The organism is Methylobacterium phyllosphaerae (genome assembly GCF_001936175.1).
GTDB classification, from domain to species: Bacteria; Pseudomonadota; Alphaproteobacteria; order Rhizobiales; family Beijerinckiaceae; genus Methylobacterium; species Methylobacterium fujisawaense.
Window position 1 is genome coordinate 2,462,243 of sequence record NZ_CP015367.1, and the last position, 26,741, is coordinate 2,488,983.

Below are 26,741 nucleotides of genomic sequence, written 5' to 3' on the forward strand. Positions count from 1 at the left end.
GCCTCGCTCACCCTCAACGCACCGCCTCCGCCTGCGCGGTGTGGGCGGCGTGCGGGTCACCCACGAGGCTGCCGTCCTGAACCTTGTACTGACCGGCGACGATCACCCGCTCGCCGGGCTGCAGATCGCCGCTGAGGATCCGGGTCCGCCCGGAATCGGAGCGCCCCGCTTTCAGAGCGCGCTGATGGGCGTGGTTTCCGTCATCCACCGAGAAGACGAACAGGCCGTCGGGACCGTGCTGGATGGCATTGTCCGGTACGGTCATGGCGACGGCGACCGTGCCGACCCGCATCTTGGTGGAGACCGACAGGCCCGGCCATAGGGCGTGGATCTTGTTCTCGAAAACGGCCTTGAGGCGGATCGTGCCGGTCGCCGTGTCGACTTGGTTGTTGAACAGGGCGAGCTTGCCGTCCGCGAGCTTCGTCAGCCCGTCCGAACTCCAGGCTTCCACCGGGACGTCGCCCTTGCGCAGGGCTGCGGCGATCGCGGGCAACTGATCCTCCGGCGCCGTGAAGACGACGAAGATCGGCTCCACCTGCGTGATCGTGACGATCGGGGTCTGGCCCGCCGCGTTGACGATGTTGCCGATATCGACCTGCCGGAAGCCGGTGACGCCGTCGATGGGCGCGCGGACCGTCGCGTAGCCGAGCTGCGTCGTGGCGTTGTCGATGGCGGCCTGATCGGACGCCACCTGCGCGGTGAGCTGGGCGACCAGGGCGGTCTGCGTCTCGGTCTGCTGCCGGGAGGCATAGGCGCCCAGTCCGGTGTAGCGGACGAGGTCGGCTTTGGCGTTGCCGAGATTGGCCGTGTCCTGTTCCTTTTTGGCCTTCGCCTGAGCGAGCGCCGCCTGATAGGGCCGCGGGTCGATCTGAACGAGGACATCGTCCTTGTGGACGGTCTGTCCCTCCCGGAACGCCACCTGCTGGATCTCGCCGTCGACCCGCGTGCGGACCTGGACGGTGTTGTAGGCCTGCACGGTGCCCAGGCCGTTCGAGACCAGGGCGAACGGACCCTGCTCGACCGTCCCGAGGGTGACGGGCACAGGAAGCGGCGCCGCCGCCACGGGCTTCGCGACGGGCCGGTTCAGATACGTGTAGCCGTAGGCGGCGCCGCCCGTGATGGCGAGGAGGAGCAGGCCCAGACCGGCCGCGCCGGAGCGTCTCGATGCGGGGCCCGGCGCCGGTCGATGGACGCCGTCGTCGTCCGTGCGCGTCACCGGCGCGTCGGATCGAAAGGTGTCGCGCTCACGCACGTCCTCATTCAGCATGCGCCGTTATCCGCCCCTTGGCCCGAAAGCTCCGCACAGCCGGAAGATTTTGCATCCATTAGCATACAATCCGCGTTCCGAACATCGTGGCGTCCCGCCGATCACGGCAAAGTCCCCCGACGTAACGCGTGCAAGCGCCGACGGCAGAGGGTAGCGTCACGCCGTCCGACACCCCGTCCGGACGATCCGTGCCTGGTGCGGCGGCGCGGAACATCCGCCGATGCCGCGCCGAGGATGTGAGACCGGGACGCCGCATGGCCTCGACGCTGGAACTGGATGGCCTGAACGAGCTGCGCGATGCGCTAATCGAGGAACGGCAGATCATCGTCGCATCGGTGCGGAAACTGCGCGACGCGCGACGCCGGAAAGGCACATTCGTACTGGGTGACGGCGCCGATGCCGGTCCGCGGCTGGTCGCCGTGCAGGAGCAGATCGAAGTGGTCGAATCCATCATCGCCGCGCTCACGCAATCCCGGACCTGACGCGATCCGGATCCGCATCGTCGGAAAATCCGTTCCGGGCGCCTCGTCCGGAATGCCGTTGTCCGGCACTGCCACAGTTCGATGTCCGGGATGTTTCTGGGGTTTTTGCTCGGCCTTCCCGGGATCGGAGATGCGCCGCTCGGTCGGCCCTTGAAATCAGACGCCGGTGTGCCGAGTCATCGATCAGTCCTGCGGCAGGATTCGACGCCGCGCTTTGCCGAAAAAAGGCCCTTGATCCAGCCCTGCACAATATTGGTGCCTCGGCGGTGCTGGCAGGTCCCGGCAGTCGAATGGGACGGCGCGTTGCCGCGGCGTCGGTGCTCGTTTGCCGGTTATGGATTCGCCCGGGCGTGACGATCCACGCGGCTTGTACAGGCTCTGCACATCTTTCGGGCTGGACGATCGCGATGCCGTGCTGTTAGCCCAACGCAACTCAAGGCGCAGGACTACGAAGATGGACGCCTTCGATCACGCCGGAACGGCGCACGACGCCGACGAAACCCTCGACACGCCTCACGAGACCGAGCTTCTGGCCCTCTGGCGCGCGCTCGCGGCCGACAGGCGCGCGCGGGACGAGCGCATGGCACGCCTGCGCGCCATGCGCCTGATCGGCGGAGACGACGGAACCGACTGATCAATCGGTCTCCGGCATCCCGTCCTGAATGCGGCTCGCCAGGACGAAGCCGACCGCCATCGCCATGGCTTCGGCCTGTGCGATCAGCGTCGGCTCGCCGGCATCGCGCGCCGCCTGCAGCAGCTGGATCGCGTGGCGGCCCAGACGGAGGTTCACGTCCTCTTCGCCCGCTGGGTCGTCGTCCGGCATCCCGTGACTCTGGGCGCGGTCAGTCATTGTCGTGCCTCGATCTCGGGGCGGCTGGCATGGGCTTGAACGGCGAGGAGGTTGCGATCCACGATTGCGTGTCCGTGACGTCGCCGAAGACCCGCATCACCGCGCTCACCGACCGGTGGATCTCTTCGGCGCCGATGTCCTCCAGATCGTGGCTGGCGGAGGCATCGGACAGGAAGGTCACGTCCTGACCCCGGTGGAAGCCGTCGACCGCCGTCGCGAGGCAGGAGGATTCGGCGGCGAAGCCCGCCATGACCAGGGGCGGGCTTCCGCGCTCCATCGCGTCGGCGAAGGCGGGGCTCGCGTAGCAGGAGGGGCGGTCCCGGTCGAAGATCATGTCGCAGCCGTGGGGCTCGAACCCCTCGATCCAGCGGGCGTAGCGGCTGCCCGCCTGGAACAGCGGCGCCCCGACCCAGCGGACATAGGCCACCTGTATGCCGCTCGCGCGGGCATGTGCGAGGGCGCGGCGGCAGTTTTGGAGCGCGGGCTCGATCCCCGACAGGGCGAGCGGACGCCCGGCGATCTCGTATTCCTGCTGCATGTCCACCAGCACCAGAACCGGGACGCTGCGGGGCCGGCGATACAGCGCCGGATTGATCGGCCGGTTCATCGCGCCGCCACCGTCCGGTCCACGGAGGGCCGCGTCACGGCCCGGCTGCGAGACCGGTCGAGGGTCCCCGCCCGGTGCCAGCGTCCTTCCGGCCGGATGATGACATAGGGGTCGGCGCCGAGCCCGATGGCCTGCGGATGCGGCTCTGCCTCCATCAGCATCTCGACGTAGTCGAAGTCCGAGAAGACCAGTTCCTGCGCACCGTCGAAGATCCGGAAGCCGAAGCGGCTCCAGAAGCCGACGAGGCGCTTCTGGGCGTGGCCGTAGAGCCGGCGGTAGCCCTTCACCCGCGCGAGTTCGATGCCGGCCCGGACCAGGGCGAAGGCCAAGCGGGTGTTGCGGAACTCGGCCCGGACCGCAAGTCGCTCGATCTTGGCGAAATCCGCGAAGAACCGGATGCGCAGGCAGCCCGCCGGCTCGTCCCCGACATAGCCGATCAGGTGCGTCGCCGAGAGGTCGTTGCCGTCGAACTCCTCCTCGTAGGGGCAGGCCTGCTCTGCCATGTACACGGCGGCGCGCAGGGCGATGACCCGAGACAGATCCTCCAGGTTCCGCGCGACCGCGACGCTGGTGCCGGCCCCGCCCGGCTTGTGGCTGTCGTAGAGCGGTGCGGCCTCCGTCTTCGGCCCGCGGGCGAAATGGTACAGGTCCACACAGCCGGTCTTGCGGACCGTGAAGCCGAGCGTCGTGAGCAGATCCGCGCCCTCGGGCGTCGCCGCCCGGGCGTAGAAATCGACGCCGCGATAGGTTGGGCTCGACAGACGGTCGAAGACGAGGCTGACGCCACCGGCAAGCCGCCGCCGCGCGTAGACCGCCCAGACATAGATCCCGGCCGGACGTTCGTGCTGACCGGCCAGCATCGCGGCCGGTGGATCCGACGCATCGAGCGTTCCCGTCTTGAGCGCGGCCAGGCCGGCCGCATTCAGCATCAGGCAGGCGACGAAGCCGTCGCCCTGCGGATGTGCCGCATCGAACTTGTGTTTCTGGGCAATCGCCAGGACGCTGTCCGGATTGATCGACATCACGCGCTGCACGACGTGCAGGGGTGCCAGATCCGGCAGATCTGTACGCGCATCTTCGATCAGGCGTCTGAGATCGTCCGGCGCCGGCATGAATACGACGAGATGACGGGCGATACGATCGACGCGCAACATGCTCAGGTCATGCCGCGGCTCCACAGTGACTGACGCTGGACCAAGTTGATCCGTATCCCCCGCCACGAACTGGCCGCGAGCCATGTGCAGTGTCATCGGATGACCTGTCATTCGGTTTTGGATTGACGGTCCAGCACTTCGCATCTAGCGCTCTGGCTGTATGTGCAAAAATTGAAACAGGGGTGTTCCGTCGATGGAACAGACGGAGGCAAGCCGGGGCTCGATGCCCGACTGGCAGAGCATCCGAGTCTTCCTGACGCTCCAGCGGTCCGGAAGCTTCCGATCGGCGGCCGCCAAGCTCGGCCTGTCCGTGAATTCGGTGCGTCGCCGGATCGGCGATCTCGAGGCCCTGATCGGTGCCCCGCTGATGACGCGCCATGTCGACGGGATCCGTCTGACCACCGAGGGGCAGGCGATCCTGGACGCGGCCAACCGCATGGAGGCTGCGGCGTTCAGCCTGGTGCGCACGGGCGAGGTCGCTCCGTTCGCCGAGACCGGCGAGGTCCGCATCGCGGTGACGGAAGGGCTGGGGGCGTTCTGGCTCGCGCCGCGGCTCGTCGAGTTCCAGCGCGCCAATCCGCGCCTGACCGTCGACCTGCGCTGCGCCATGGAATCCGCCGACGTCCTGCGGCTCGAAGCGGACGTTGCCATCCAGCTGACGCGCCCGACGAGCCCGGACCTGCGCGTCGTCAAGCTCGGCCGGATCCACATGGTGCCCTATGCCGGGCGGAGCTACGTGGAGACGTATGGGCTTCCCGATCGCCCCGAGGATCTCGCGCGTCACCGGATCGTGGTTCAGGACGGCAGCCAGACCATGCGCCTCGAGGATTACGTGCGCTCAGTGCCGGGCTTTCCCGCGACGGTGCCGATCACCCTGAAGATCAATGTCAGCAGCGCGTATTACTGGGCGATCGCGAAGGGCGCCGGGATCGGCCTGCTCCCGACTTATGCCAGCGCGATCGGCGCGCAGGTCGTCCCGGTGGACAATCTCGGCCGCTTCGGCGTCGACATCTGGCTGACCTATCACCCGGATGCGGAGCGGATCGGCCGCGTGCGGCGGACGATCGACTGGCTGCGGGCGTCCTTCGATCCGAAGCGCTATCCCTGGTTCCGGGACGAGTTCATCCATCCCCGCGACCTGCCGGGCGCCGTCAAGGGCGAGCCCCTGCCGGACCTGTTCGCCGGGTTCATCGCCATGACGTCGTGACGTCGCCGAGACCCTGAGCGGCCCCCGACCGTCGATGGCCCGAAGCGTCTCCACGGGGTCCGCCTTGGCCTTGACCGCGCAACGCGCATGATCCTTGCTCCGGCGGCCACGACGACGAGGTTGCCCGTGCTGCTGACACCCCGCGAAAAGGACAAGCTGCTGATCGCCATGGCGGCACAGGTGGCGCGCAACCGCCTCGCACGGGGCGTGAAGCTCAACCACCCGGAGGCGGTGGCACTGATCACCGATTTCGTGGTCGAGGGCGCCCGGGACGGCCGCACCGTGGCCGATCTGATGCAGGCCGGCGCCAAAGTGCTGACCAGCGATCAGGTCATGGAGGGCGTGCCGGAGATGATCCACGACATCCAGGTCGAGGCCACCTTCCCGGACGGGACAAAGCTCGTCACCGTGCACCACCCGATCCGGGGGACGGCCTCGGCAGACGTCCCCGGGGCCGTGACGACGCTGCCCGGCGAGATCGTCTTCAACGCAGACGCCGAGCGGACCGTGCTCGAAGTCGCCAATGTCGGGGACCGGCCGATCCAGGTCGGCTCGCACTATCACTTCTTCGAAGTCAATCCGGGCCTCGTGTTCGAGCGGGAGCAGGCCCGCGGCAAGCGCCTCGACATCGCGCCGGGCACCGCCGTGCGTTTCGAGCCGGGATCGACGCGGGAGGTCGCGCTGGTGCCGCTCTCCGGCGGACGCACCGTGTACGGTTTCCGCGGCGACGTGATGGGCAAGCTCTGACCATGGCCAATTCGCCCAAGCCCGCCAGCCTGCCCCGGTCCGCCTACGCCGACATGTTCGGCCCCACGGTCGGCGACCGTATCCGCCTCGCCGATACCAGCCTGGAGATCACGGTCGAGCGCGACTTCACCACCTATGGTGAGGAGGTGAAGTTCGGCGGCGGCAAGGTCATCCGCGACGGCATGGGCCAGAGCCAGGCGACCAACGCCGACGGCGCCGTCGACACGGTGATCACCAACGCCGTGGTCCTCGACCATTGGGGCATCGTGAAATGCGATGTCGGAATCGTCCGCGGCCGGATCTTCAAGCTCGGCAAGGCCGGCAACCCGGATGTGCAGCCCGGAATCGACATCGTGGTCGGCCCGGGCACGGAGGTCATCGCCGGCGAGGGCAAGATCCTGACGGCGGGCGGCTTCGACAGCCACATCCACTTCATCTGCCCGCAGCAGATCGAGGAGGCGCTCTGCTCGGGGATCACCACGATGCTCGGCGGCGGCACCGGGCCGGCCCACGGCACCTTCGCCACCACCTGCACCCCGGGCCCCTGGCACATCGCCCGGATGATCGAGGCGGCCGACGCCTTCCCGATGAATCTCGCCTTCGCCGGCAAGGGCAATGCGTCCCGGCCGGATAGCCTCGTCGAGATGGTGCGGGCGGGTGCCTGCGCGCTGAAGCTGCACGAGGATTGGGGCACCACGCCCGCGGCGATCGACACCTGCCTGTCCGTGGCCGATGCCCACGACATCCAGGTCATGATCCACACCGACACGCTCAACGAATCGGGCTTCGTCGAGGACACGATCGCCGCCTTCAAGGGCCGGACGATCCACGCCTTCCACACCGAGGGCGCCGGCGGCGGCCACGCCCCCGACATCATCAAGGTCGCCGGGCTGCCGAACGTGCTCCCGTCGTCCACGAACCCGACGCGGCCCTACACGTGGAACACGATCGACGAGCATCTCGACATGCTCATGGTCTGCCACCACCTCGACCCGTCGATCCCCGAGGATCTCGCCTTCGCGGAGAGCCGGATCCGGCGCGAGACCATCGCGGCCGAGGACATCCTGCACGATATCGGCGCGCTCTCGATGATGTCCTCCGACAGCCAGGCCATGGGCCGGGTCGGCGAGGTCATCATCCGCACGTGGCAGACCGCCGACAAGATGAAGCGGCAGCGGGGCGCGCTGCCGGGGGATGCCTCCGGCACCGACAACCTGCGGGCGCGCCGCTACATCGCCAAATACACGATCAACCCGGCCATCGCGCACGGCATCTCCCGGCACATCGGCTCGGTGGAGCCCGGCAAGCTTGCCGACCTCGTCCTCTGGACGCCGGCCTTCTTCGGGGTGAAGCCCGATCTCGTGCTGAAGGGCGGCAGCATCGCGGCCGCCCCCATGGGCGACCCGAACGCCTCGATCCCGACGCCGCAGCCGGTGCATTACCGGCCGATGTTCGGTGCCTACGGTCGGGTCCCCTTCGCCACCGCCCTGACCTTCGTCTCCAAGGCCGCCGTCGACGACGGCCTGCGGGAACGGCTCGGCGTCCAGAAGGACCTGGTGGCCGTGGAGAATGTGCGCGGCGGCATCTCGAAGAAAAGCATGATCCTCAACGACGCCACGCCCGAGATCGAGGTGGATCCCGAGACCTACGACGTCCGGGCCGACGGCGAGCTGCTGGTCTGCGAGCCCGCCGAGGTGCTGCCCATGGCGCAGCGCTACTTCCTGTTCTGAGCGGTCCCGTCCGATGATTCGCGCCACCCGCATCCTTCGCCGGGACGCCCTGTCCGGCGGCGAGATCGTCGACCGCGTCGTGCTCGATCACGGCGACCGGCATCGCCGCCGGGTCGCCATGCGCGGCGCGGGCGGGCTGGGCTTCCTGCTCGACCTGCCGGAGCCGGCCGTGCTGGAGGACGGCGACGCCCTGGTCCTGCAGGACGGCCGCCTCGTCTGGGTCGAGGCGGCGCCGGAGCGCCTTCTGGAGATCCGCGCACCGGACGACCATGCCCTCAAGCGCCTGATCTGGCACATCGGCAACCGGCACATCCCCGCCGAGATCGGCGCGGACGCGGTGTGGATCGCCGATGACCATGTGCTCGCCGAGATGGTGCGCGGTCTCGGCGGCACCGCCGAGCCCGTGGAGCGACCGTTCCGGCCCGAGGGCGGTGCCTATTCCGGCGGCCACGCCCACGAGCATGACCATTCCCACGGCGGCCAACACCATCACCACCATGCCGGCGGCTGAAACCCTGGATTCGCTGCGTCTGATGGCGTGGCTGTCGCCGGGTTACCCGGTGGGCGCCTACGCCTACTCGCACGGCCTGGAATGGGCTGTCGAAGCCGGAGATATCCGCGACGAGGCCGGCCTGACGCTGTGGCTCGAGGACGTCTGTACCCGCGGCGCCCTGCGCAACGACCTGATCCTCGCGGCCGAGGCCCACCGGGCGGCAGGCGCCTCCGACGGCGTCGGCCTCATCGCCGTCAACGACCTCGCGCTCGCCCTCGCCCCGTCGCGGGAACTGCACCTCGAGACGAGCCAGCAGGGGCGGAGCTTTCTCGACGCGACACGCGGCGCCTGGCCCTGCCCGGCGCTTGCGGCGCTCTCCGAAGAACTGCCGGGTCCGGTCGCCTACCCGGTCGCCGTCGGGCTCGCCGCCGGGGCGCATCGCATGGCGCTGGCGCCGGTTCTCGCCGCCTACGGCCTCGCCTTCCTTCAGAACCTCGTCTCGGCGGCCCTGCGGGCGGCGCCCGTGGGCCAGGCAGCCGGGACCCGGGTGATCGCCGCCCTTGCTCCGCGGTTCGTGCCGCTGGCCGCCGCCGCCGCTGAGGCGGGGCTCGACGCCCTCGGTGCCGCAACCTTCCGCCTGGATCTCGGCTCCTTTCGGCACGAGACCCAATATTCCCGCATCTTCCGATCCTGAGCCTGAAGCATGACCTCCTCGAACGGCCCCCTCCGCGTCGGCATCGGCGGTCCCGTCGGCTCCGGCAAGACCGCCCTGATGGAGCAGCTCTGCAAGCGCTTCCGCGACCGCTACGAGATCTGTGCGATCACCAACGACATCTACACGAAGGAGGATGCGCGCATCCTGACGGTGGCCGGCGCCCTCCCCGAGGAGCGCATTCTTGGTGTCGAGACCGGTGGCTGCCCGCACACCGCGATCCGAGAGGACGCTTCGATCAACCTCGCCGCCGTCGCCGAGATGACCCGGCGGTTCCCCAAGCTCGATCTGGTCCTGATCGAATCCGGGGGCGACAATCTCGCGGCGACGTTCTCGCCCGAACTCGCCGACATCACCCTCTACGTCATCGACGTCGCCGGCGGCGAGAAGATCCCCCGCAAGGGCGGCCCGGGCATCACGCGCTCGGATCTGCTGATCGTCAACAAGACCGACCTCGCGCCCCTCGTCGGCGCCGACCTGTCGGTCATGGAATCCGACACGCAGCGGATGCGCGGCGCGCGGCCCTACGTGTTCGCGTCCTTGCGGGAGGGGGCGGGCGCGGATTCTGTCGCGCGCTTCGTCGAAGAGGCGGGCGGTCTCGGTCGCTGAACCGATGAGCCGGTCGCGTCGAACGCGTGGTGCTCGACTCTAGCGCCCGGCTTCGGCGGAGCGGGCGCGAACCGACGACGATTTCGGCACACCCATGAGCGCGTCGAGGCGGCTCATGCGGGCGTTGAAATCGTTCATGACGGTCTGGCGCGCCTTGAGTGCGGCGCTGGGCTGGACCTTGGCGGCCGCCTGACGCGGCCGTGCCTCAGCCTGGACCGTCGGAACGGCGAGAAGCGCCGCCAGCGCGGCGATGGTCAGGGTCGGTTTCATCGCGCGAAATCCCTCGTGCATCCGCGGCGCCGAACGTCGCGAAGCCGCACGAGATTAGGCGTGCCGGACCCGGGGCCGCGTGCGCGAGCGCACAACACGTAAGATTGATCTGTCTGCGCATCGAGCTGGCTCCGTCAGGTTGACAGTCCGTCGCGACTGATTCAACCCGCGGTATCGGGGCCTTCTGGACGGTATCGCGCATGCGAAATCTGCGGTGGCTCGCCGCCCTGCCCTTTCTGGGCATCCTGATCGGTCCGTTCTTTCTGAACCGGGTCGAACCCTTCGTTCTCGGCCTGCCGCTGCTCCTCGCCTGGCTGGTGTTCTGCGTGATCGGAACCTCGGCGGTGATGGCGGTGATCTATCTCGCCGATCCCCAGAACCGAAGCCCGGAGGAACCGCGATGAGCGTCGCCCTCATCATCGTGGCGGCCGGGTTCGCGCTGGCGATCGGCCTCGGGCTCTACGCACGGCTGGGTCGTGAGATGGGCCTGGAACAGTGGACGGTGGGCGGCCGGGGCTTCGGCACCACCCTCGTCTTCCTGCTGATGGCCGGCGAGATTTACACGACCTTCACGTTCCTGGGCGGGTCCGGCATCGCCTACGGCAAGGGCGGCCCGGCCTACTACATCCTCTGCTACCTGACGCTCGCCTACGTCACCTCGTATTGGCTGCTGCCGCCCGTCTGGCGCTACGCGAAGCAGAACGGCCTCTACACGCAGCCCGATTTCTTCGCCCGCAAGTACCGAAGCCCGACGCTCGGCATGCTGGTGGCTCTGGTGGGGATCGTGGCGCTGGTCCCCTACCTCGTGCTCCAGTTCAAGGGCCTGGGGATCATCGTCTCCACAGCGTCCTACGGAGCCATCTCGTCGACCGCCGCGGTCTGGATCGGGGCAGCCGCCCTCACCGTCTACGTGGTCGTCTCGGGCGTCCACGGCTCGGCCTGGACGGCGGTGATCAAGGACACCAGCATCCTGTTCGTGGTGGTCTTCCTCGGGATCTACCTGCCGGTGCACTATTACGGCGGCTATGGAGGGCTGTTCCAGGCCATCGAGGCGGCGAAGCCCGGCTTCCTCGCCCTGCCCGATCGCGGCCAGAGCCCGACCTGGTTCACCACGACGGTCCTGCTCACCGCCCTGGGCGGATACATGTGGCCGCACACCTTCGCGTCGCTCTACACGGCGCGCGAGCCCGGCGCCTTCCGGCGGAACGCCGTGATCCTGCCGATCTACCAGCTGATCAACCTCTTCGTGTTCGTAATCGGCTTCACGGCCGTCATGCAGGTGCCCGGCCTCACCGGCCCGGATGTCGATCTGTCGCTGTTCAAGCTCGCCCTTGCGACCTTCCCGCCCTGGGTCATCGGCCTCATCGGCGCCACCGGCGTGCTGACCGCTCTGGTCCCGGGATCGATGATCCTGATCGCCGGCGTGACGCTGGTGGCCAACAACCTCGTCCGGCCCCTGCGACCCGGCATGGACGATGCCGCCACCGCCCGGCTGTGCAAGATACTGGTGCCGATTCTGGCGCTGGTCTGCGTGGGCTTCACCCTGTCGGGCGGCGACACGATCGTGCAGCTCCTGTTGATGGGCTACAACTTCGTCACGCAGCTCTTCCCGTGCTTCATCGCCAGCCTGATGCGGCGCAACCCGCTCGATCGGCGCGCTGCGATGGCCGGCATCGTCGCGGGCGTCGCCACCGTGGCGGCGACCGTCCTGAGCGGGTTCAGCCTGTCCAGCCTCTCCGCCCTCGGACCGCTCCAGGACGTGAATGTCGGTATCGTGGCGCTGATAGTGAATCTCGTGGTCACCCTCGCGGTGGCGCAACTGATGCGCGTCGGGGCGACCGCCGCGCAGGCCGCTGAGTGACGGGCCTCAGGCCTGCCCCCGCCGGGTCGTGAGCCAGGATGCCAGCAGCACCGCGGCGCTCACCAGCCCGACCAGGAGGGTCGAGGCCGCGTTGATCTCCGGGTTCACCCCGAGTCTGACCTGGCTGTAGAGCCGCATCGGCAGCGTGGTCGAGCCGGGGCCGGACACGAAGCTCGCGATGACGAGGTCGTCGAGCGACAGGGTGAAGGCGAGGAGCGCCCCGGCGGTCAGAGCGGGCGCCAGAAGCGGCAGGGTGACGGTCATCAGCACCCGCGCCGGCGTCGCGCCGAGGTCGGCCGCGGCTTCCTCCAGGGATCGATCGAGACCGCGCAGGCGCGCCCCGACCACCACCGCCACGAAGCCCGTGCAGAACGTCGTGTGGGCGATGACGATCGTGAGGAGGCCCCGGTCCAGCCCGATCCCGATGAACATCAGCAGGAGCGAGAGGCCGATCATCACCTCCGGCATCACGATCGGTCCGACGACGAGGCCGGTGAACAGCGCCCGTCCGCGGAAGCGGCCCTGCCGCTCGAGGACTAGGGCTGCGAGGGTGCCGAGGATCGTGGCGAGCAGGCTCGCAAGGATCGCGACCTTCAGAGACACCCAGGCGGCCGCGATGAGCGGCGCGTCGGACATCAGCGTACCGTACCAGCGGGTCGAGAAACCGCCCCAGACCGTGACCAGGGGCGAGGCGTTGAACGAGTAGACGATCAGCACCACGATCGGCGCGTAGAGGAAGACGAGGCCGGCCGCGAGGGCGGTGCGGGTGACCCAGGTCACGGGGACTCTCCCTCGCCGGCGCGCAGGCTGTCCCGGAACAGCACCACCGGGCCGATGACGATGGCGAGGATCAGGACCGCCACCGCGGAGGCCAGGGGCCAGTCGCGGTTCGAGAAGAACTCGGTCCAGAGCACCCGGCCGAGCATCAGGGTTTCCGAGCCGCCGAGAAGGTCCGGGATCACGAACTCGCCGATCATCGGGATGAAGCACAAGCCCGCGCCGGCCGCGATCCCGGGCAGGCTGAGCGGCAGGGTCACGGTCCAGAACACCCGGGTCGGCGAGGCGCCGAGATCCGCAGCGGCGTCCCGCAGCGTCGGGTCGAGGCGGTTCATCACCGCGTAGAGCGGCAGGACCATGAAGGGCAGATACGCGTAGACGAGGCCGATGATAACCGCGGCGTCGGTGTTGAGGATCGTGAGCGGCTCGCCGATCAGCCCGAGCCGGATCAGCGTGAGGTTGAGCAGACCCTCCGGTTTGAGGATCGCGATCCAGGCGTAGACCCGGATCAGGAAGCTGGTCCAGAACGGCACGACCACCAGCGCCACGAGGAGCGGCTGCCATCGGGACGGGGCGCGGGCCAGCGCGTAGGCGAGCGGTGTGCCCAGGGCGACAAGGATCAGGCTGGCCAGGGCGGCGTAGGTCAGCGAGCCGAGGACGGCGTCCCGATAGAGCGGGTCGGCGTAGAGCGTCAAATAATTGTCGAAGTTCAGGGCTTCGAGAAAGCTCGACCAGCCGTCGAGGCCGGCCCGCCAGTCGAGCACCGGCAGATAGGGGGGAATCGCCGTCGCCGGCTCCGACAGGCTGATCTTGAGGGTGATCGCGAACGGCAGCAGGAAAAACGCCGCCAGCCAGAGGAAGGGTGGCAGCCGCACGAGACGATCGAACAGCCGTGCCGTTATCCGGCCGCTCACCGGTAGGCACCCGGATCGCGCCGCCTTGGGCGGGCATGCGGGTCGTCCGACGGCGCGATGGGCCTCATGCGGGCAGGATCACGGCGGCCTCGGCCGCGAAGCCGGCATGCGATACCGATCCAAGCGCCTGCCCGGCCTCCGTCGGTCGCCCGCTCGCCCGCAGCGTCGTGCCGTCGGGCAGGCGCAGGGTCCGACGCAGCCTGTCTCCGAGAAAGACGGAATCGGCGATCACCACCGGCAGCCCCTCCGTGCCGAGAACGAGGTCCTCCGGCCGCACGGCGACCACGACGGCGGCCCCCGTCTCCAACGTGCCCGCCGCGACGCCCCGCACGGCGCCATAAGCGGTCTCGACTTCGCGGGCGCCGCCGGGCCCTCCCGCGCCGAGGCGGCCGGGGATGAGGTTCACGTCGCCGAGCAGCCCGGCCACGAAGCGGCTCGCCGGGCGTCGGTAGAGCTCCGCCGGAGGTCCGACCTGGATCAAGCGCCCGCCTTCCATAACGCCGATCCGGTCGGCAAGCATCATCGCCTCCTCGGGATCGTGCGTGACGACGATAAAGGCGGTGCCGAGCCGCCGCTGGACGGCGCGCAACTCGCCCTGCGTCTCCTCGCGCAGGCCGCGATCCAGGGCGCCGAGCGGCTCGTCGAGAAGCAGCAGCTGCGGCTCCCGGGCCAGCGCCCGGGCCAGGGCGACCCGCTGCCGCTGACCGCCCGAGAGCGTGTCGGGTCGGCGGTCGCCGAACCCGTCGAGGCGCACGAGCCGGAGCAGGTCCGCCACCCGGCTCGCGGCGGCGGCGCGGCCGAGGCCCTTGAGACCGTAGCCGATATTGCCGGCCACGCTCATGTGCGGGAACAGGGCATAGGACTGGAACATCATGTTGACCGGCCGCCGGTGGGGCGGCAGCGCGGTCAAATCGGCCTCCCCCAGCAGGATCCGCCCGGCGGTCGGTCTCTCGAAGCCCGCGATCATGCGCAGAAGGGTGCTCTTCCCGCAGCCGGATGGCCCGAGCAGGCAGAAGAACTCCCCCGGCTCGAGATCGAGCGTCACGGCCTCGACGGCGTGGTGCGTGCCGAAGCGTTTGGTCAGCTCCTCGAGCCGCAGGCGCGGCGCCGGCAGGCCGGACAACGGATCAGGAATCCTCGCGCAGCGCCTCGGCCACGCGCGCTTCCAGGAGATCCGGCCGCCGCAGGACGAGGGCGCCGCGGGTGCGGTCGACCAGACCCTCGGCGGCCATCGCGGTGAATTCCCGGGTCACCTGCTCCCGCCGGCAGCCGATCCGGGCGGCGAGGACGTGGTGGTAGGGCGGGGGCGACACCACCCGCTCGCCCCCGGCCCCGGCCCGCGGCACGGAGAGGCGCAGCAGCTCGGCATACAGCCGGTGCTTGAGATCGAGCAGGGCGTGCTCCATCAGCCGCGTATTCAGCTCGCGCACGCGCTTGGCCAGGAGCCGGAACAGCCGGTCGGCGATCGCCTCGGACGCGAAGACGATCTGGCGGAACACCGGGGCCGGCACCACGCAGACCTCGCCGCGCGTCAGCGCCGTGACGTTGGCCGAGCGGCCGATCCCGTCGATCGCGGCGAGTTCGCCGAAGAAGGCCCCGCCCCGCATCTCCCCCAGGATGACCTCCTTGCCGGACTGGGTCCGGTTCAGGATGCGGACCTCGCCGGAGGCGATGAAGTACACGTCGGTGGAGATGTCGTCGAAGTCGACCAGAACCTCGTTCTCGTCGAAGCGGCGCCAGTGGCAGCGGGGCTCGTAGGGCCCGAGCTCAATGCCCGGATCCTTGAAGAAGGGTATCGTCCCCAACCGCGCCATCGATCGTGTTCCCTCAACTCCGGCCTCCGTCCCTGCCCTGACGGGGGCCAGCCAGCAGATCTGGGGACGGGAGCAGCCCGTACAGTGACGTCGCGCTCCGCCGGGGCGGTGCTGGATCGATCGGGCATGATGATCGTGACGGTCGCGGGCTGGACGGTCAAGCCGCGTCCCGATGAACAGGAGTTTATTGGCGTGGATCACCCATGAGGGCTAGGTTCCCTGTCCGCTGCGGCGGCCTGACTCGATGCATCAAGACGTTCCATTCCCGCTCTCGACAGCCTCTCCAGGCCCTCGTCTTCAGGCGACCTTGTCTCATCCGTTCGAGCGGTCGGGACGCAGCCTCCATTCGGGGCGACACGCCACGGTCCGCGTCAGCCCGGCGCCGGCCGGCCATGGCATCGTCTTTCGGCGTCGTCTGAAGGATGGTCGCGCGGTCGATGTGCCGGCCGATTGGCGACTTCGGGAATCGCAGCCGCTGTCCTCGGCGGTGCGGCGGGAGGGGGTCCTCGTCCGCACGATCGAACACCTCATGGCATCGCTGAGTGCCTTGCGGATCGACAACGTGCTGGCCGAGATCGACGCGGACGAGCTGCCGATCTTCGACGGCAGCGCCACGCCGTGGTGCGAGGCCATCCGGGCCGCGGGCCGGAGCGAGCAGACCTTGCCCTGCCGGGTCATCCGCCTGCTGCGGACCGTTGCGGTCGAGAACGGGCGGCGGCGGCTTCAGATCGAGCCCGGCGACGGACTTCACATCAGCGGCCACCTCGCGCTGGCGCATTTCGGGTCGGTCGACTGGTCGGGTGCGATAACGCCCGAAGGCTTCGAGCGGGAGATTGCGCCGGCGCGCAGCTTCGGTCGCTACCTGCGAGCCATGGCGGGGCGCGCCTACGGCTTCGTCCGGGGGACGGACTTCCTGCAGGGCGTATCGCCCCGCTCGGCGGCGCTCCTCGTGCGCGGGCACGTGCTCGGCGGGATGCGGGTCCCCGATGAGCCGGTGCGGCACCGCATCCTCGATCTCATCGGCGATCTCGCTTTGGCGGGGCACCCGATCGAGGGCCGCATCTCAGCCTTCCACACGGGACACGAACTCAACCACGCCCTGGTCGCGGCCCTGATGAGCGACAGCTCGGCCTGGGAACTCGTTTGAGGCGCAGCCGACAGATCGGAGGAGGCCTTAGGCGGAGGCAGGTCGAGGAGGTTCGCAGGCGGCCGCCACCTCACCGAAGGCTCGGACCAGATCGACATCGAGCTTCGCGGTCATCTGCCTCAGGATGGCGTAGGCCTCCGGGGCCGATTTCGGCGCCTTGTAGGGGCGCGCCTCGATCAGCGCGGCGAAGATGTCGCAAATGGTGATCAGCCGAACGAGATCCGGGATCTGCGACCCGCGCAAGCCGTCCGGATAGCCCGAACCGTCGAGATATTCGTGGTGCGAGCGGACCACCGACAGGGTCAGCGCGTCATAATCGCCCGTCAGCAGCATCGCGTGACCGAGCGCCGGGTGACGATCCATCTCCTTGCGCTCGAGGGGCGTCAGCGGTGCCGGCTTGTTCAGGATGGCGAGCGGGATCTTGGCCTTGCCGATGTCGTGGAGCAGCGCCCCTTTGACCAGGTACCGGGAATCGGCCTCGCTGAGCCCCAGAATACGGGCGAATTCGGCTGCGATCCCGGCTACGCTCAGGCAGTGGCGGTGGGTGACGTCGTCGAAATTCGCGACGACGTCGAGCCAGTTGCGCACCTTCGCCTCGCGGATGGCCTGATTGACCAAGTCGGCGCCGCTTTCGACCACCGCTGGCGGGGGCGCCTGATCGGCCCGGAACAGGCTGACGAAGGCCGCATGTGCCTCATGGATCTGATGCCGCCACCGGCGGGCGGATCGCGTATCCGGCCCGCCGTCGGTCAGGGTCGCGACCGCATTCAGCAGCAGGGCGCTCGCCGTGGAGGCCGCCATCACCCGGGTCGCCCCCAGAGCCGTCGCCTGGATCTCGCCGCGCCCGAGATTGCCGTGGATCAGGGCGAGAAACGGGACCCCGGGGGCCCGCACCGTGGACAGGACCTGACGCAGGCGCCGGACGGATTCGGAGGTAAGTGCGCTGACGTCGCTGATGATCAATGCGGCGCCCGATGGCGGGGCCGCGTCGCCGTAGAGGTCGTGCAACATCACGGAAATGCCGCCGCCGAGGTTGCGCGCGAGCCGCCCGCCCCGCTCGAGATCGTCGGTCAAGATCAGGGTCTGGCCCAACAACTCCCCCCGTCGCTCGCCTCGTTCCGGGCGTCCAACGTGTGCGAGCGCACTCTAACCAATGATCGGCCTATCGAAATCTGGATAGACGTCGCTCAAGATAATTATAGTCGCATTACGTTAAAATTTTAGCCGCCCAGGCAGGTATTCTCCGCTTCAATCAGGTATCCAACCCGTCACGCCGAGGCCTCGCGAATCGTGCCGGTCGGCGCGGAGCCGGCGCTTGCCTCGCCGCGTCCGGACAGCCAGAACGCCGTCATGCTGCGCGTCAATGACCTCACCTATCGCATCGGCGACCGTCTGATCCTCGATTCCGCGAGCTTCACGATCCCGGAAGGCGCCCGCGTCGGTCTCGTCGGGCGCAATGGGGCCGGCAAGACCACGCTGTTCAAGGCCATTCTCGGCGATCTGCCGGTGGATGCGAAATCGGTGGCGCTGCCCAAGGGCATGCGGATCGGCGCCGTTGCCCAGGAGGCACCGGCCGGGCCGGAGACGCTGCACGCCGTCGTGCTCGCCGCCGACACGGAGCGCACCCGGCTGATGGCGGAGGCCGAGCATGCGGACGGCTTGCGCCGCGCCGAGATCGAGACCCGGCTCGTCGATATCGGCGCCCACTCGGCGCCGGCCCGGGCCGCCGCGATCCTGCACGGCCTGGGGTTCGATGCGGCCGCCCAGGGGCGGCCTTGCTCGGACTTCTCCGGCGGCTGGCGGATGCGCGTGGCGCTGGCCGCCGTCTTGTTCTCGGAGCCGGACCTGCTGCTCCTCGACGAGCCGACCAACTATCTCGACATCGAGGGCACGCTCTGGCTGTACGATTACCTGGAGCGCTACCCGCGCACCGCCATCATCATCAGCCACGACCGCGACCTGCTCGACACCAGCGTCGATCACATCCTCCATCTCGATCGCGGCAAGCTGACGATCTACCGCGGCGGCTATTCGAGCTTCGCCAAGCAGCTCTCGGAGAAGCGGGTGCTCCAGGCCAAGGCGAAGGCCAAGCAGGATGCCGAGCGCGCGCATCTCCAGAGCTTCATCGACCGGTTCAAGGCCAAGGCCACCAAGGCGCGGCAGGCCCAGTCGCGGATGAAGCGGCTGGCCAAGATGGAGCCGATCGCGGCGCTGCTCGACGACGACGTGCCGGTGATCCACCTGCCGAGCCCGGAGAAGCCCCTGTCGCCGCCGATCGTGGCGATGGAGCGGGTCAAGGCCGGCTACGGGGACCGGATCGTCCTGACCGGGCTCGACCTCAGCCTCGCGCCGGACGACCGGGTGGCGTTGCTGGGCGCGAACGGCAACGGCAAGTCGACCTTCTGCAAGCTGATCGGCGGCCGGCTCGGCCCCGTGGCCGGCGAGGTCAAACGCTCCTCAAAGATGGAGGTCGCCTATTTCGCCCAGCATCAGCTCGACGAGTTGCGGCCCTCCGAGAGCGCCTACGCGCATGTCCGAACCCTGATGCCGGACGTTCCGGAGGCCAAGGTGCGCTCCGCGACGGCGCGGCTGGGCTTCGGCGCCAACAAGGCCGACACGCCGGTCGAGAAGCTCTCGGGCGGCGAGAAGGCGCGCCTGCTCATGGGCCTCGCGGCCTTCCACGGCCCACACCTCCTGATCCTCGATGAGCCGACCAACCACCTCGATATCGAGAGCCGGCAGGCCCTCGTGGAGGCGATCAACGACTACGAAGGGGCCGTCATCCTCGTGTCCCACGACCGCTTCCTGGTCGAGGCCTGCGCCGACCGGCTCTGGCTCGTCGCGGACGGCACGGTGAAGACCTTCGACGGCGACATGGACGATTACCGGCGCTTCGTCCTGTCGGGGCCGGAGCGCGAGGCGGAGCGCGAGACCGAACCGTCCGGCGGCCAGAAGGCCGAGGCGCGCCGGGCCGGCGTCGAGCGCCGCGCGGCCCTGGCGCCGCTGCGCAAACGCCTGGAGGCCATCGAGGCCCGCATGGCCAAGCTGACCGCGGCGATCCAGAAGATCGACGCGGCGCTGGAGGACGGGTCCGCCTTCCGCGAGAACGCCGCCAAGGCGGGCGAGATCGCCAAGATGCGCGCGGACGCCGCGCAGGCGCTCGCCTCCGCTGAGGAGGAATGGCTGAATGTGAGCGCGGAGATCGAGGCCGCCTGAGGCGTTCCCCGGCGCGCTCGGACCCCTCGAGGCCGGTGGTTCCCATCCGTGCGGGCGCTGCGAAACCATCCAGCAGCGCCACGGCAGGCCGGGCGGCGCGATGCTCGTTCAGAGCGACAGTTCGATCGCCCGCTCCAGGATGTCGACGCCGAGGTCGATCTCCTCGTCGGTGGCGGTCAGCGGCGGGGCGATGCGGAACACGCCGCCCATGCCCGGCAACTGCACGATGTTCATGCTCAGCCCGAGGTCCAGGCAGCGCCGGGTGATCGCATCGCCCAGATCCGGCGCCGGCACCTTCGTGCCCCGGTCGGCCACGATCTCGACGCCCTGCAGAAGCCCGCGGCCCCGGAGGTCGCCGATGCAGGCGAAGCGCTGCTGAAGGGCGCCCAACCGCGTGGCGAGCCGGGCGCCGGCCTCCTCGGCCCGGGCGACGAGGCCGTCGCGCCGGACGAGCTCCAGCACCTTGAGGCCCACCGCTGCGGGCAGCGGATCGGAGACGTGCGTGGTGTAGAACAGGAACCCGCGGGCGTGGCAGAGATCCTCGATCTCCGGCGTGGTCAGGACCGCCGCGAGCGGCAGGCCGGCGCCCAGGGTCTTCGACAGGGTGAGGATGTCCGGGACCACGCCGTCGCGTTCGCAGGCGAACATCAGGCCCGTGCGGCCGATGCCCGTCTGGGCCTCGTCGAGGATCAGCAGCATCCCCCGCTCCGCGCATTTCCGCTTGAGCGCGGCGAGGTAGCCCGGCGGCAGTTCGAGGATGCCCCCGGAGCTGAGGATCGGCTCGGCCAGGAACGCCGCGAGGTTGCCGGTCGATTGCCGGTCGACCAGCGCGAAGGCGTAATCGAGTTCGGTCTGCCAGTCGGGGGCTCCGTCCTTCTCGAAGGTGGGGCGGTAGGCGTTCGGCGCGGGGATCGCGAAGGAGCCGACGGAGGCCGGGCCGTAGCCCTTGCGGCCGGCGCTGTAGGTCGCCCCGGCCGCCCCCGCCGTCATCCCGTGCCAGGATTGCGCGAAGCTCACGACCTCCCAGCCGCCCGTGGCGAGCTTGGCCATGCGCAGGGCGGCCTCGTTGGCCTCTGCGCCGGTGGTCAGCAGGAGCGTCCGGTCGAGGTCGCCGGGGGCGATCCGGGCCAATTCCGTCGCGAGATCGACCACGGGCCGGCTCAGCATGCCGCTGAACAGATGGTCGAGATGTCCGACATGATGCGCGGCCACCGCGGCGATCTCGGGATGCCCGTGGCCCAGGATCGCGCTCATCTGGCCGGAGGTGAAATCGAGGATCTTCCGGCCGTCCGCGTCGTAGACGAAGCTGCCCTCCGCCCGCTCGATGATGACCGGCGCGAAGGAGCCGCCGTACCGCACGAGATGCCGACGTGCGCGCGTCCAGAAATCGGCGTCGTCGTTCCGTGTCATCGTCGGTCCTGCAGCCGGGTCCAGCCGCACCATGCTAGGACCGCCGCGGACGGCAGAAAAGCTTATCGTTCTGAACCGAGAGTTCAGAGGTTCTTATGGCTCACAGCCTCGACATCGATCTCCTGCGCAGCTTCGCCGCGGTGGCGGAGACCGGCGCCCTGAGCCGGGCGGCGGAGCGGGTCAGCCGCAGTCAGGCCGCCCTCAGCATGCAGATGAAGCGCCTGGAGGATCTCGTCGCGCAGCCGCTTCTGCGGCGGACGGGGCGCGGGGTCTCCCTGACGGTGCAGGGGGAGCGCCTTCTGGTTCATGCGCGCCGGATCCTGTCCGCGCACGACGACGCCCTGGCTGAATTGTCCGGACGGAGTCTCACCGGCACGCTGCGGATCGGCTGTCCGGACGATTATGCGCAGGCGTTCCTGCCGGCCCTGCTGCGCGGCTTCGCACCCCGACACCCCGCGGCGGCGATCGCGGTGGTCTGCGCCGCGACGCCCCGTCTGGAGGAGCGATGGCAACGCGGTGGACTCGATCTGGCGCTGGTTTCCGTTGCCCGCTCGGCCGAGGGGTAGATCCTCCGGCACGAGGATCTCGTCTGGGTCGCACCGCGCGGTACGCCCGCGGCTTGGCCCGACCCGCTGCCGCTCGCCCTCGGCGATCCCGATACCCTCGATCATCGGGCGGCGCGGGCCGCCCTCGACAAGGCGGGGCGCCCATACCGGATCGCCTACGCGAGCGGCAGCCTGTCGGGCCTGCTGGCCGTGACGCGCTCCGAGCAGGCCGTGGCAGTCCTGACCCGCGCTGCCGTCCCGCCCGATCTGCGCATCCTGACCGGCAGCAGCGGATTGCCGGCGCTGCCGCGCATCGGTCTGACGATCCGCCTGGATGAAGCGTATGCCACTCCGCTCACGCGGGCCTTCGCCGCCCATGTCCGGTCCGTTCTGCCGGCGCTCTGAGCCCGCGATCGATCGGCGAGGGAAAGCCGATCGACCACGACGGTGAAGCCCAGCGCCGCCGTATGCCAGGATCTATGCTTCGTCACCGGATTTCGGCCAGAACACAACGATGTCGTCGTTGTCGACATCGATCCAATTGAAGTGCGTCTTCGGGTTGTCCTGACTGATGCTTTCGAAATGCGCGCTGTTGCACAGAACGTAGACCTCCCGCTCCGGCCCGTGGAAGCCGATATCGATCTCCGACTGGCGAAGGGCCGAGCGGAAGTCCGTATCGGACAGGTGCGCGCCCCGGAACTTCCGGCCAGCCACGTCCGGAAAGGCCGCGCTCCAGGCTGCCATGACCCGGGGATTGTCATACTGAACGACCGTGTCGGTTCCCACGATGCGGGATGGACTGTGATCCAGCCGGACATCCTCGCTCCAGTTGCGGTTGGCTGCGCCGATCGTCTTGGTCGTTTCCGGAGAGACGACAGGCGTCGTCGCCGTGACCGTCGCCATGGCCGCCGCGGCAATCTGGGTGCTGCGCCGATCCGGCGGATCGAACGGCATGGCGTCGATCGCCCGGATCTGGGTTTCGGCCAGCGCGAAGACGGCGCCGGCCGCCTCGGGCGAGAGTGTGTAGATGGACCGGGGATCCGGTGCAGCCGAGACGGCGGCCGGCGCCGTCTTCGCTGTCGTCAGCCCGAGTTCTTCGGCGTGGTTCGCTTTCTGGGTGGCAGCCGTGACGGCAGCCAGGGGAGGTATGTAATCCATCGCGCGGTCTCCATCTCTTCGAGCCGATGCGCTCCCATTGCCGCTCAACGTGAGCAACGTGCCTCCGCGTGATGCGCCGGCAGACATACGTGCCGGCGGTACAGCGGGCGAATGCCGTCCGGACCGGCAACCGGCGCGGCGACGCCCGGCAAGGCCGGGCCGAGCTGCGGTGTCGCCGCGCGGCGCGACCAAGCGCGTCAGCGGTCGCGCCTGCCGGGTCATGCCGTAGGCGGCCGGCGGCGCGGGGCGGCCCGTTCAGAACTGGACGCGCCGGTCCGTGATGCCGGTTAGGCGGAGTGGCGGGGATGCAAGCGGGAAACGCCTCGGCTCTCGGGCGCCACGCGGCCTTCATGACCACCGGCACCCCATCCGCGAGCTTCATGCTCCGTTAATTCTTACGTGCACTCAAACACTTGAAGATGTCAAGTCTATTCTGGCCGTGCCCGCGCCTTTCCACGGTGTCGGCGCCGATGTGCGAAGACAATAGGCCTGTAACGCAACAGAGTTTTCTATTTTTATACTGAAACATGTAGTGGATGACACGCAGTTTTTGGCGGTCATGCCAAGGCATGCCCCATCATGCCATGAGCCGTCCCGATTCACAGGATGCGTGGTGCGCCTGTGCCGTGGGCACCCGGTGGATGCCATGCGGCGGTCCGCGGCCCGGTGATCGGGCGACCCGGTGGCCGGGGACGACGGTGCCTTTCGTCCAGCAAACGCCGCCGATCCCCTCGTCCGATGGGTGGGCGAAGGCTGCGTTTGCCCGCAGCCCGCGGACATGCGAGAGAGGCCGAATGTTGACCGTCGATAGCCTCTGGCGCGCGCGGCACCGGCTCGCGCAGTTCGGGAAGAAGCGGACCGGATCGCCGCGCATCCTCGTGATCGGCGTCTGCCAAGCGGGGTCCATCGCTAAGACGATGCGCTACCTGCTGCCCGAGGCGCGGGTGGATTTCGTTTCGGCCTTTACGGCGGCCCGCCGGTTCCCGCGTCTCGCGGACCTGATGGCGCATGCGGACGGCTACGATCACGTCTTCAGCAGCATCTACCTGCCCCGGTTCAAGGGCGGCGGCACGATCGACACGCTGCGGACGCACCCGAAGGTGCGGTTGATCCCCACCATCGTGTTCAGCGCCTATCATCCGGATCTCGTCCATGTGGGCATGCAGGATTCCGTCACGCTCAACGGCCTGATCTCGGGGCCGATGGGGCATTCGCACTCGGCGATCACGCTGTTCGCCTACCTCTCCGGATTCTCGCAGGCGCAGGCGCTGCGCCTGTTCTCCGAGCCGGTCTTCGAACGCCTCGGGTATTTCAATCTCTGGGACGAGTCGGTTTCGTATCTGCGCGGGCTCGGCGTCCAGGCCGGGTACGATCTGGACACGCACCTCACGCGCTGGGCGCGCCGGGGCTGCTTCATGCACTCGATCAACCACACGAAGCTCTACGTCGTCGCCGACCTCGCCCGGGGCCTGCTGACCCGGGCCGGCGTCCCGTTCGAGGAATGCGATCTCGACGCGTTCCTTCCGGACGATCTCGGCGGTCAGGGCAGCTGGCCGGTCTATCCGGAGATCGCCCAGCATTACGGCGTGCCCGGCAGCGCCCTGTTCTTCAAGGCGGAGACGCGCCGGTCCGGTCCCGCGCGCACGATGAGCCGGGCCGAGTTCGTCGCCGCCTCCTACGCGAATTACGACCGGCGCGAGCGCAAGCTTCTGATCTCGCAGCGTGTCCAGGGCTGGCTCACCGACCCGCCGACGGTGGATTTCCTGCGTGAGGCCGCGGGGCGCGACGCGGCGCCGGCGCGGTCGGAGAGCCGGGCCCCGGCCTTGAGCGCCGGCAGCCTCGCCGGACACGCGTCTTAAGGTTCGGGCGGGCACTTCCCATCGGTCCCGGCGTTGTCGCGCACGGCCCGCGGCTGCGGGATGGACGTCGAGGTGGTTCGATGGGCTCTCAGTCCCGGCACAGCGCCGGTCGATTCGCGGCCGCGGCGGCCCTGACGCTCGTCGGCTCGGCCGCGGCCCTGGCCGGCTGGAGCGGGCTCGCGGTGAACCGGCGGATGCCCCTGCCGCCCGCCCTGCCGGGACGGCACGAACGGCTCCGGACTCGACGCGCCGGCGACATCTCGCTCTACGGATCGACCGAGGTCGAGGGCGTGCCGCTCCTGCTGATCCATTCCATCAACGCCGCGGCCAACGCCTACGAGGTACGGCCGCTCTATCTGCGCTACCGCGGCACGCGGCCTGTCTACGCCCTGGACCTGCCGGGTTTCGGCTTCTCGGAACGGTCGCGCCGCCGGTACACGCCGCGGCTGATGGTGGAAGCGATCCACGCCGCGGTCGATGAGATCCGGCACCGGCATGGCGGCTGGGCGATCGATGCCCTGGCTGTCTCACTGTCGGCCTCGTATCTCGCGCGGGCCAGCCTGGAACGGTCGGATGCCTATCGTAGCCTCGCGCTGATCAGCCCGACGGGATTCGATGGGCGGCTCTCGGGGGACGGTCCCCCGGACGGTCATCGCGGCCGCGACTGGCTGCGCGACGCCCTCGACCGGCCGCCCCTGGGCCGGCCGCTGTTCGATGCCCTGGTCACGCGGCCGAGCATGCGCTTCTTCCTGCAGAAGACCTTCGGCTCGTCCGACATCGACGAGGGTCTGCTCGCCTATGATTACGCGTCGGCCCACCAGCCCGGCGCCGAGCACGCCCCCTGGTGCTTTATCGCCGGTCACCTGTTCCCCACCGACGCGACACGTCTCTACGAGCGCCTGCGCCTTCCGGTCTGGATGGTGCACGGCACGCGCGGCGACTTCGTCGATTACCGGCTGGCGCCGCGGGTCGCCGACCGGCCCAACTGGCGCGTCGAGACCCTGCCGACCGGCGCATTCCCGCATTTCGAGCAGCCGGCGGCGGTCGCGGCCGGCTACGACGCGTTCCTGACGAGCATCATCCGGCTGCCGGCGGCTCGACCGGCGTGATCCGGTAGCGCAGCCACACCACGCCGTCGGAAAGGCGCTCGCAGGCCGTCAGGTCGAGCTTGCGGCGGCTGCCCATCGTGTCCGCCTCCTCGCCGGCGAAGTCGAACACCGCGGGCGTCCCGGTCAGGCCATCGACGGCGGGCACCAGGAGCAGGCTCAGTTCGTCGATGATCCCGGCTTTCAGCATCGAGCCGTTGATGAGGCCGCCGCCCTCGACGAGGAGCCGCTCGATCCCGAACAGGGTGCGCAGCTTCGCCGCCGCCAGGGCGAAGTCGACGGTCCGCTCGCCCGCGAACAGGTAGGACTGGCCGCCTGCCCGGAGCGCGCGCAGATGCGGATCCGGCACGGATTCGGTGAGCACCACCACCACATGGTCCCCCTCGATCGCATTGCGCGCGCCCCAATCCAGACGTCCGCGCGCATCGAGGGCCACGGCGTAGCCCGGCGCGTCGCGGCGGGCGACATGATCCGTCCGCGGGACCGGAACGCCGTCGTCCCGGACCGGCTCCGGCAACGGATCGGCGCTGTCGGCATAGCCCTGCATCGTCACCCGCCCGCACATCCAGGCATCGCCCTGCAGCTCGCCGTGGACGCGCTCGTAATGGCTGTCGGCATCCAGCGTCTTCCAGCGGCGCACCTTGATCCGGCCGTCGACCGACGAGGTCATGTGACAGATGACGTATGGGCGTTCGGCGGATGCCATGGACGATCCTCGTTCAGCGCGCCGGGGCTCCCCCCGCAAACGCCCGCGAAACTAGGCGGATCGTCCCTTCGGCCCAGGGCGGCGCGCGGGATCGAACGCC

The 26,741-nt window shown here is 69.2% G+C and carries 28 protein-coding genes and 1 pseudogene; 16 read left to right on the forward strand and 13 right to left on the reverse strand.

What is annotated here, in order from left to right; genetic code table 11:
• Positions 1 to 13: 13 nt before the first annotated feature.
• Positions 14 to 1,267 (reverse strand): efflux RND transporter periplasmic adaptor subunit, encoded by a 1,254-nt coding sequence (locus MCBMB27_RS11020; RefSeq protein ID WP_075380415.1) that lies wholly within the window; start codon positions 1,265 to 1,267, stop codon positions 14 to 16.
• A 254-nt stretch (positions 1,268 to 1,521) separates the two neighbouring features.
• Between MCBMB27_RS11020 and MCBMB27_RS11025 the strand changes: the two genes are divergently transcribed.
• Both MCBMB27_RS11025 and MCBMB27_RS11030 read left to right on the forward strand, forming a co-directional pair.
• Positions 1,522 to 1,749: a hypothetical protein gene (locus tag MCBMB27_RS11025; protein ID WP_043353185.1), complete on the forward strand. Its 228-nt coding sequence runs from the start codon at positions 1,522 to 1,524 to the stop codon at positions 1,747 to 1,749.
• A 454-nt stretch (positions 1,750 to 2,203) separates the two neighbouring features.
• Positions 2,204 to 2,383 carry a hypothetical protein gene (locus MCBMB27_RS11030; protein WP_043353187.1) on the forward strand — a complete coding sequence of 60 codons (180 nt, stop codon included), beginning with the start codon at positions 2,204 to 2,206 and terminating at the stop codon, positions 2,381 to 2,383.
• Here the strand turns inward: MCBMB27_RS11030 and MCBMB27_RS11035 are convergent, their stop codons facing one another.
• Genes MCBMB27_RS11035 through MCBMB27_RS11045 form a run of 3 tightly spaced genes read right to left on the reverse strand, consistent with a single transcriptional unit; the run spans position 2,384 to position 4,360 of the window.
• The gene (locus MCBMB27_RS11035) at positions 2,384 to 2,572 is read right to left on the reverse strand and encodes a hypothetical protein (protein WP_236952948.1); all 189 of its coding nucleotides are present in this window, start codon (positions 2,570 to 2,572) and stop codon (positions 2,384 to 2,386) included.
• Positions 2,573 to 2,591: 19 nt separating this feature from the next.
• Positions 2,592 to 3,206 carry a cysteine hydrolase family protein gene (locus tag MCBMB27_RS11040; protein WP_043353190.1) on the reverse strand — a complete coding sequence of 205 codons (615 nt, stop codon included), beginning with the start codon at positions 3,204 to 3,206 and terminating at the stop codon, positions 2,592 to 2,594.
• Positions 3,203 to 4,360, reverse strand: a complete 1,158-nt coding sequence (locus MCBMB27_RS11045) for a GNAT family N-acetyltransferase (protein WP_236952949.1) — start codon at positions 4,358 to 4,360, stop codon at positions 3,203 to 3,205. Before MCBMB27_RS11045 ends, MCBMB27_RS11040 begins: the two co-directional genes overlap by 4 nt.
• Before the next feature lie 193 nt (positions 4,361 to 4,553).
• Here MCBMB27_RS11045 and MCBMB27_RS11050 point away from each other — a divergent pair, with 193 nt between their 5' ends.
• From MCBMB27_RS11050 to ureG, 6 genes are all read left to right on the forward strand, one after another.
• Positions 4,554 to 5,567 (forward strand): LysR family transcriptional regulator, encoded by a 1,014-nt coding sequence (locus MCBMB27_RS11050; protein WP_075380417.1) that lies wholly within the window; start codon positions 4,554 to 4,556, stop codon positions 5,565 to 5,567.
• A gap of 126 nt (positions 5,568 to 5,693) precedes the next feature.
• Positions 5,694 to 6,314, forward strand: a complete 621-nt coding sequence (locus MCBMB27_RS11055; RefSeq protein ID WP_051975955.1) for an urease subunit gamma — start codon at positions 5,694 to 5,696, stop codon at positions 6,312 to 6,314.
• A 2-nt stretch (positions 6,315 to 6,316) separates the two neighbouring features.
• Positions 6,317 to 8,044, forward strand: coding sequence for an urease subunit alpha (ureC, locus tag MCBMB27_RS11060; protein ID WP_043379983.1), 1,728 nt, complete (start codon positions 6,317 to 6,319; stop codon positions 8,042 to 8,044).
• A gap of 13 nt (positions 8,045 to 8,057) precedes the next feature.
• A complete protein-coding gene (locus MCBMB27_RS11065; RefSeq protein WP_075380418.1) occupies positions 8,058 to 8,555 on the forward strand; it encodes an urease accessory protein UreE in 498 nt (165 codons plus the stop codon).
• Positions 8,506 to 9,231 (forward strand): urease accessory protein UreF, encoded by a 726-nt coding sequence (locus MCBMB27_RS11070; RefSeq protein WP_418287729.1) that lies wholly within the window; start codon positions 8,506 to 8,508, stop codon positions 9,229 to 9,231. Before MCBMB27_RS11065 ends, MCBMB27_RS11070 begins: the two co-directional genes overlap by 50 nt.
• Before the next feature lie 9 nt (positions 9,232 to 9,240).
• Positions 9,241 to 9,858: an urease accessory protein UreG gene (gene ureG, locus MCBMB27_RS11075; protein ID WP_043353197.1), complete on the forward strand. Its 618-nt coding sequence runs from the start codon at positions 9,241 to 9,243 to the stop codon at positions 9,856 to 9,858.
• Between the two features lie 39 nt (positions 9,859 to 9,897).
• Here ureG and MCBMB27_RS11080 read toward each other — a convergent pair whose 3' ends face one another.
• A complete protein-coding gene (locus MCBMB27_RS11080; protein WP_043379988.1) occupies positions 9,898 to 10,128 on the reverse strand; it encodes a hypothetical protein in 231 nt (76 codons plus the stop codon).
• A gap of 200 nt (positions 10,129 to 10,328) precedes the next feature.
• Between MCBMB27_RS11080 and MCBMB27_RS11085 the strand changes: the two genes are divergently transcribed.
• Together MCBMB27_RS11085 and MCBMB27_RS11090 are read left to right on the forward strand one after the other, a co-directional pair.
• Positions 10,329 to 10,532 carry a DUF3311 domain-containing protein gene (locus tag MCBMB27_RS11085; protein ID WP_075380419.1) on the forward strand — a complete coding sequence of 68 codons (204 nt, stop codon included), beginning with the start codon at positions 10,329 to 10,331 and terminating at the stop codon, positions 10,530 to 10,532.
• Positions 10,529 to 11,989, forward strand: coding sequence for a sodium:solute symporter family protein (locus MCBMB27_RS11090; protein WP_075380420.1), 1,461 nt, complete (start codon positions 10,529 to 10,531; stop codon positions 11,987 to 11,989). The genes MCBMB27_RS11085 and MCBMB27_RS11090 overlap by 4 nt, the downstream gene beginning before the upstream one ends.
• A gap of 6 nt (positions 11,990 to 11,995) precedes the next feature.
• Here the strand turns inward: MCBMB27_RS11090 and MCBMB27_RS11095 are convergent, their stop codons facing one another.
• From MCBMB27_RS11095 to MCBMB27_RS11110, 4 genes are all read right to left on the reverse strand, one after another.
• Positions 11,996 to 12,769 carry an ABC transporter permease gene (locus tag MCBMB27_RS11095; protein ID WP_075380421.1) on the reverse strand — a complete coding sequence of 258 codons (774 nt, stop codon included), beginning with the start codon at positions 12,767 to 12,769 and terminating at the stop codon, positions 11,996 to 11,998.
• Positions 12,766 to 13,680, reverse strand: a complete 915-nt coding sequence (locus tag MCBMB27_RS11100; RefSeq protein ID WP_043379998.1) for an ABC transporter permease — start codon at positions 13,678 to 13,680, stop codon at positions 12,766 to 12,768. The genes MCBMB27_RS11095 and MCBMB27_RS11100 overlap by 4 nt, the downstream gene beginning before the upstream one ends.
• A gap of 64 nt (positions 13,681 to 13,744) precedes the next feature.
• Complete coding sequence (locus MCBMB27_RS11105; protein WP_083683474.1) at positions 13,745 to 14,803, reverse strand: ABC transporter ATP-binding protein; 1,059 nt, start codon at positions 14,801 to 14,803, stop codon at positions 13,745 to 13,747.
• A 4-nt stretch (positions 14,804 to 14,807) separates the two neighbouring features.
• Positions 14,808 to 15,494: a Crp/Fnr family transcriptional regulator gene (locus MCBMB27_RS11110; protein WP_043353212.1), complete on the reverse strand. Its 687-nt coding sequence runs from the start codon at positions 15,492 to 15,494 to the stop codon at positions 14,808 to 14,810.
• Positions 15,495 to 15,578: 84 nt separating this feature from the next.
• Here MCBMB27_RS11110 and MCBMB27_RS30820 point away from each other — a divergent pair, with 84 nt between their 5' ends.
• The gene (locus MCBMB27_RS30820; RefSeq protein WP_257787420.1) at positions 15,579 to 15,701 is read left to right on the forward strand and encodes a hypothetical protein; all 123 of its coding nucleotides are present in this window, start codon (positions 15,579 to 15,581) and stop codon (positions 15,699 to 15,701) included.
• Positions 15,702 to 15,738: 37 nt separating this feature from the next.
• On the forward strand, positions 15,739 to 16,641 hold the full coding sequence (locus MCBMB27_RS11115; RefSeq protein ID WP_075380423.1) for a UDP-3-O-acyl N-acetylglycosamine deacetylase: 903 nt from the start codon (positions 15,739 to 15,741) through the stop codon (positions 16,639 to 16,641).
• A gap of 27 nt (positions 16,642 to 16,668) precedes the next feature.
• Here the strand turns inward: MCBMB27_RS11115 and MCBMB27_RS11120 are convergent, their stop codons facing one another.
• Positions 16,669 to 17,715, reverse strand: coding sequence for an HD-GYP domain-containing protein (locus tag MCBMB27_RS11120; RefSeq protein WP_236952950.1), 1,047 nt, complete (start codon positions 17,713 to 17,715; stop codon positions 16,669 to 16,671).
• Positions 17,716 to 17,991: 276 nt separating this feature from the next.
• On the opposite strand from MCBMB27_RS11120, the gene MCBMB27_RS11125 reads away from it, so the two are divergent.
• Positions 17,992 to 19,857 carry an ABC-F family ATP-binding cassette domain-containing protein gene (locus tag MCBMB27_RS11125; RefSeq protein WP_075380424.1) on the forward strand — a complete coding sequence of 622 codons (1,866 nt, stop codon included), beginning with the start codon at positions 17,992 to 17,994 and terminating at the stop codon, positions 19,855 to 19,857.
• Between the two features lie 108 nt (positions 19,858 to 19,965).
• Here MCBMB27_RS11125 and MCBMB27_RS11130 read toward each other — a convergent pair whose 3' ends face one another.
• Positions 19,966 to 21,267, reverse strand: coding sequence for an aspartate aminotransferase family protein (locus MCBMB27_RS11130; RefSeq protein ID WP_075381932.1), 1,302 nt, complete (start codon positions 21,265 to 21,267; stop codon positions 19,966 to 19,968).
• 95 nt (positions 21,268 to 21,362) lie between these two features.
• On the opposite strand from MCBMB27_RS11130, the pseudogene MCBMB27_RS11135 reads away from it, so the two are divergent.
• Positions 21,363 to 22,217, forward strand: a pseudogene (locus tag MCBMB27_RS11135) (LysR family transcriptional regulator).
• Between the two features lie 72 nt (positions 22,218 to 22,289).
• Here MCBMB27_RS11135 and MCBMB27_RS11140 read toward each other — a convergent pair.
• The gene (locus MCBMB27_RS11140) at positions 22,290 to 23,027 is read right to left on the reverse strand and encodes a hypothetical protein (RefSeq protein WP_236952951.1); all 738 of its coding nucleotides are present in this window, start codon (positions 23,025 to 23,027) and stop codon (positions 22,290 to 22,292) included.
• Between the two features lie 737 nt (positions 23,028 to 23,764).
• Between MCBMB27_RS11140 and MCBMB27_RS11145 the strand changes: the two genes are divergently transcribed.
• Together MCBMB27_RS11145 and MCBMB27_RS11150 are read left to right on the forward strand one after the other, a co-directional pair.
• Positions 23,765 to 24,829 (forward strand): WcbI family polysaccharide biosynthesis putative acetyltransferase, encoded by a 1,065-nt coding sequence (locus MCBMB27_RS11145; RefSeq protein ID WP_075380426.1) that lies wholly within the window; start codon positions 23,765 to 23,767, stop codon positions 24,827 to 24,829.
• A gap of 80 nt (positions 24,830 to 24,909) precedes the next feature.
• Complete coding sequence (locus MCBMB27_RS11150; RefSeq protein ID WP_075380427.1) at positions 24,910 to 25,938, forward strand: alpha/beta fold hydrolase; 1,029 nt, start codon at positions 24,910 to 24,912, stop codon at positions 25,936 to 25,938.
• Here the strand turns inward: MCBMB27_RS11150 and MCBMB27_RS11155 are convergent.
• Positions 25,907 to 26,641: a dihydrofolate reductase family protein gene (locus tag MCBMB27_RS11155; protein WP_075380428.1), complete on the reverse strand. Its 735-nt coding sequence runs from the start codon at positions 26,639 to 26,641 to the stop codon at positions 25,907 to 25,909. The genes MCBMB27_RS11150 and MCBMB27_RS11155 overlap by 32 nt on opposite strands.
• Between the last annotated feature and the right edge of the window lie 100 nt (positions 26,642 to 26,741).

Excerpts from the sequence above, each read along its gene's own strand:
- MCBMB27_RS11020 (WP_075380415.1), bottom strand. The coding sequence starts at position 1,267 with ATGCTGAATGAGGACGTGCGTGAGCGCGACACCTTTCGATCCGACGCG.
- MCBMB27_RS11025 (WP_043353185.1), top strand. The coding sequence starts at position 1,522 with ATGGCCTCGACGCTGGAACTGGATGGCCTGAACGAGCTGCGCGATGCG.
- MCBMB27_RS11030 (WP_043353187.1), top strand. The coding sequence starts at position 2,204 with ATGGACGCCTTCGATCACGCCGGAACGGCGCACGACGCCGACGAAACC.
- MCBMB27_RS11035 (WP_236952948.1), bottom strand. The coding sequence starts at position 2,572 with ATGCCGGACGACGACCCAGCGGGCGAAGAGGACGTGAACCTCCGTCTG.
- MCBMB27_RS11040 (WP_043353190.1), bottom strand. The coding sequence starts at position 3,206 with ATGAACCGGCCGATCAATCCGGCGCTGTATCGCCGGCCCCGCAGCGTC.
- MCBMB27_RS11045 (WP_236952949.1), bottom strand. The coding sequence starts at position 4,360 with ATGTTGCGCGTCGATCGTATCGCCCGTCATCTCGTCGTATTCATGCCG.
- MCBMB27_RS11050 (WP_075380417.1), top strand. The coding sequence starts at position 4,554 with ATGGAACAGACGGAGGCAAGCCGGGGCTCGATGCCCGACTGGCAGAGC.
- ureC (WP_043379983.1), top strand. The coding sequence starts at position 6,317 with ATGGCCAATTCGCCCAAGCCCGCCAGCCTGCCCCGGTCCGCCTACGCC.
- MCBMB27_RS11065 (WP_075380418.1), top strand. The coding sequence starts at position 8,058 with ATGATTCGCGCCACCCGCATCCTTCGCCGGGACGCCCTGTCCGGCGGC.
- MCBMB27_RS11070 (WP_418287729.1), top strand. The coding sequence starts at position 8,506 with ATGACCATTCCCACGGCGGCCAACACCATCACCACCATGCCGGCGGCT.
- ureG (WP_043353197.1), top strand. The coding sequence starts at position 9,241 with ATGACCTCCTCGAACGGCCCCCTCCGCGTCGGCATCGGCGGTCCCGTC.
- MCBMB27_RS11080 (WP_043379988.1), bottom strand. The coding sequence starts at position 10,128 with ATGAAACCGACCCTGACCATCGCCGCGCTGGCGGCGCTTCTCGCCGTT.
- MCBMB27_RS11085 (WP_075380419.1), top strand. The coding sequence starts at position 10,329 with ATGCGAAATCTGCGGTGGCTCGCCGCCCTGCCCTTTCTGGGCATCCTG.
- MCBMB27_RS11090 (WP_075380420.1), top strand. The coding sequence starts at position 10,529 with ATGAGCGTCGCCCTCATCATCGTGGCGGCCGGGTTCGCGCTGGCGATC.
- MCBMB27_RS11110 (WP_043353212.1), bottom strand. The coding sequence starts at position 15,494 with ATGGCGCGGTTGGGGACGATACCCTTCTTCAAGGATCCGGGCATTGAG.
- MCBMB27_RS11115 (WP_075380423.1), top strand. The coding sequence starts at position 15,739 with ATGCATCAAGACGTTCCATTCCCGCTCTCGACAGCCTCTCCAGGCCCT.
- MCBMB27_RS11125 (WP_075380424.1), top strand. The coding sequence starts at position 17,992 with ATGCTGCGCGTCAATGACCTCACCTATCGCATCGGCGACCGTCTGATC.
- MCBMB27_RS11130 (WP_075381932.1), bottom strand. The coding sequence starts at position 21,267 with ATGACACGGAACGACGACGCCGATTTCTGGACGCGCGCACGTCGGCAT.
- MCBMB27_RS11145 (WP_075380426.1), top strand. The coding sequence starts at position 23,765 with ATGTTGACCGTCGATAGCCTCTGGCGCGCGCGGCACCGGCTCGCGCAG.
- MCBMB27_RS11150 (WP_075380427.1), top strand. The coding sequence starts at position 24,910 with ATGGGCTCTCAGTCCCGGCACAGCGCCGGTCGATTCGCGGCCGCGGCG.
- MCBMB27_RS11155 (WP_075380428.1), bottom strand. The coding sequence starts at position 26,641 with ATGGCATCCGCCGAACGCCCATACGTCATCTGTCACATGACCTCGTCG.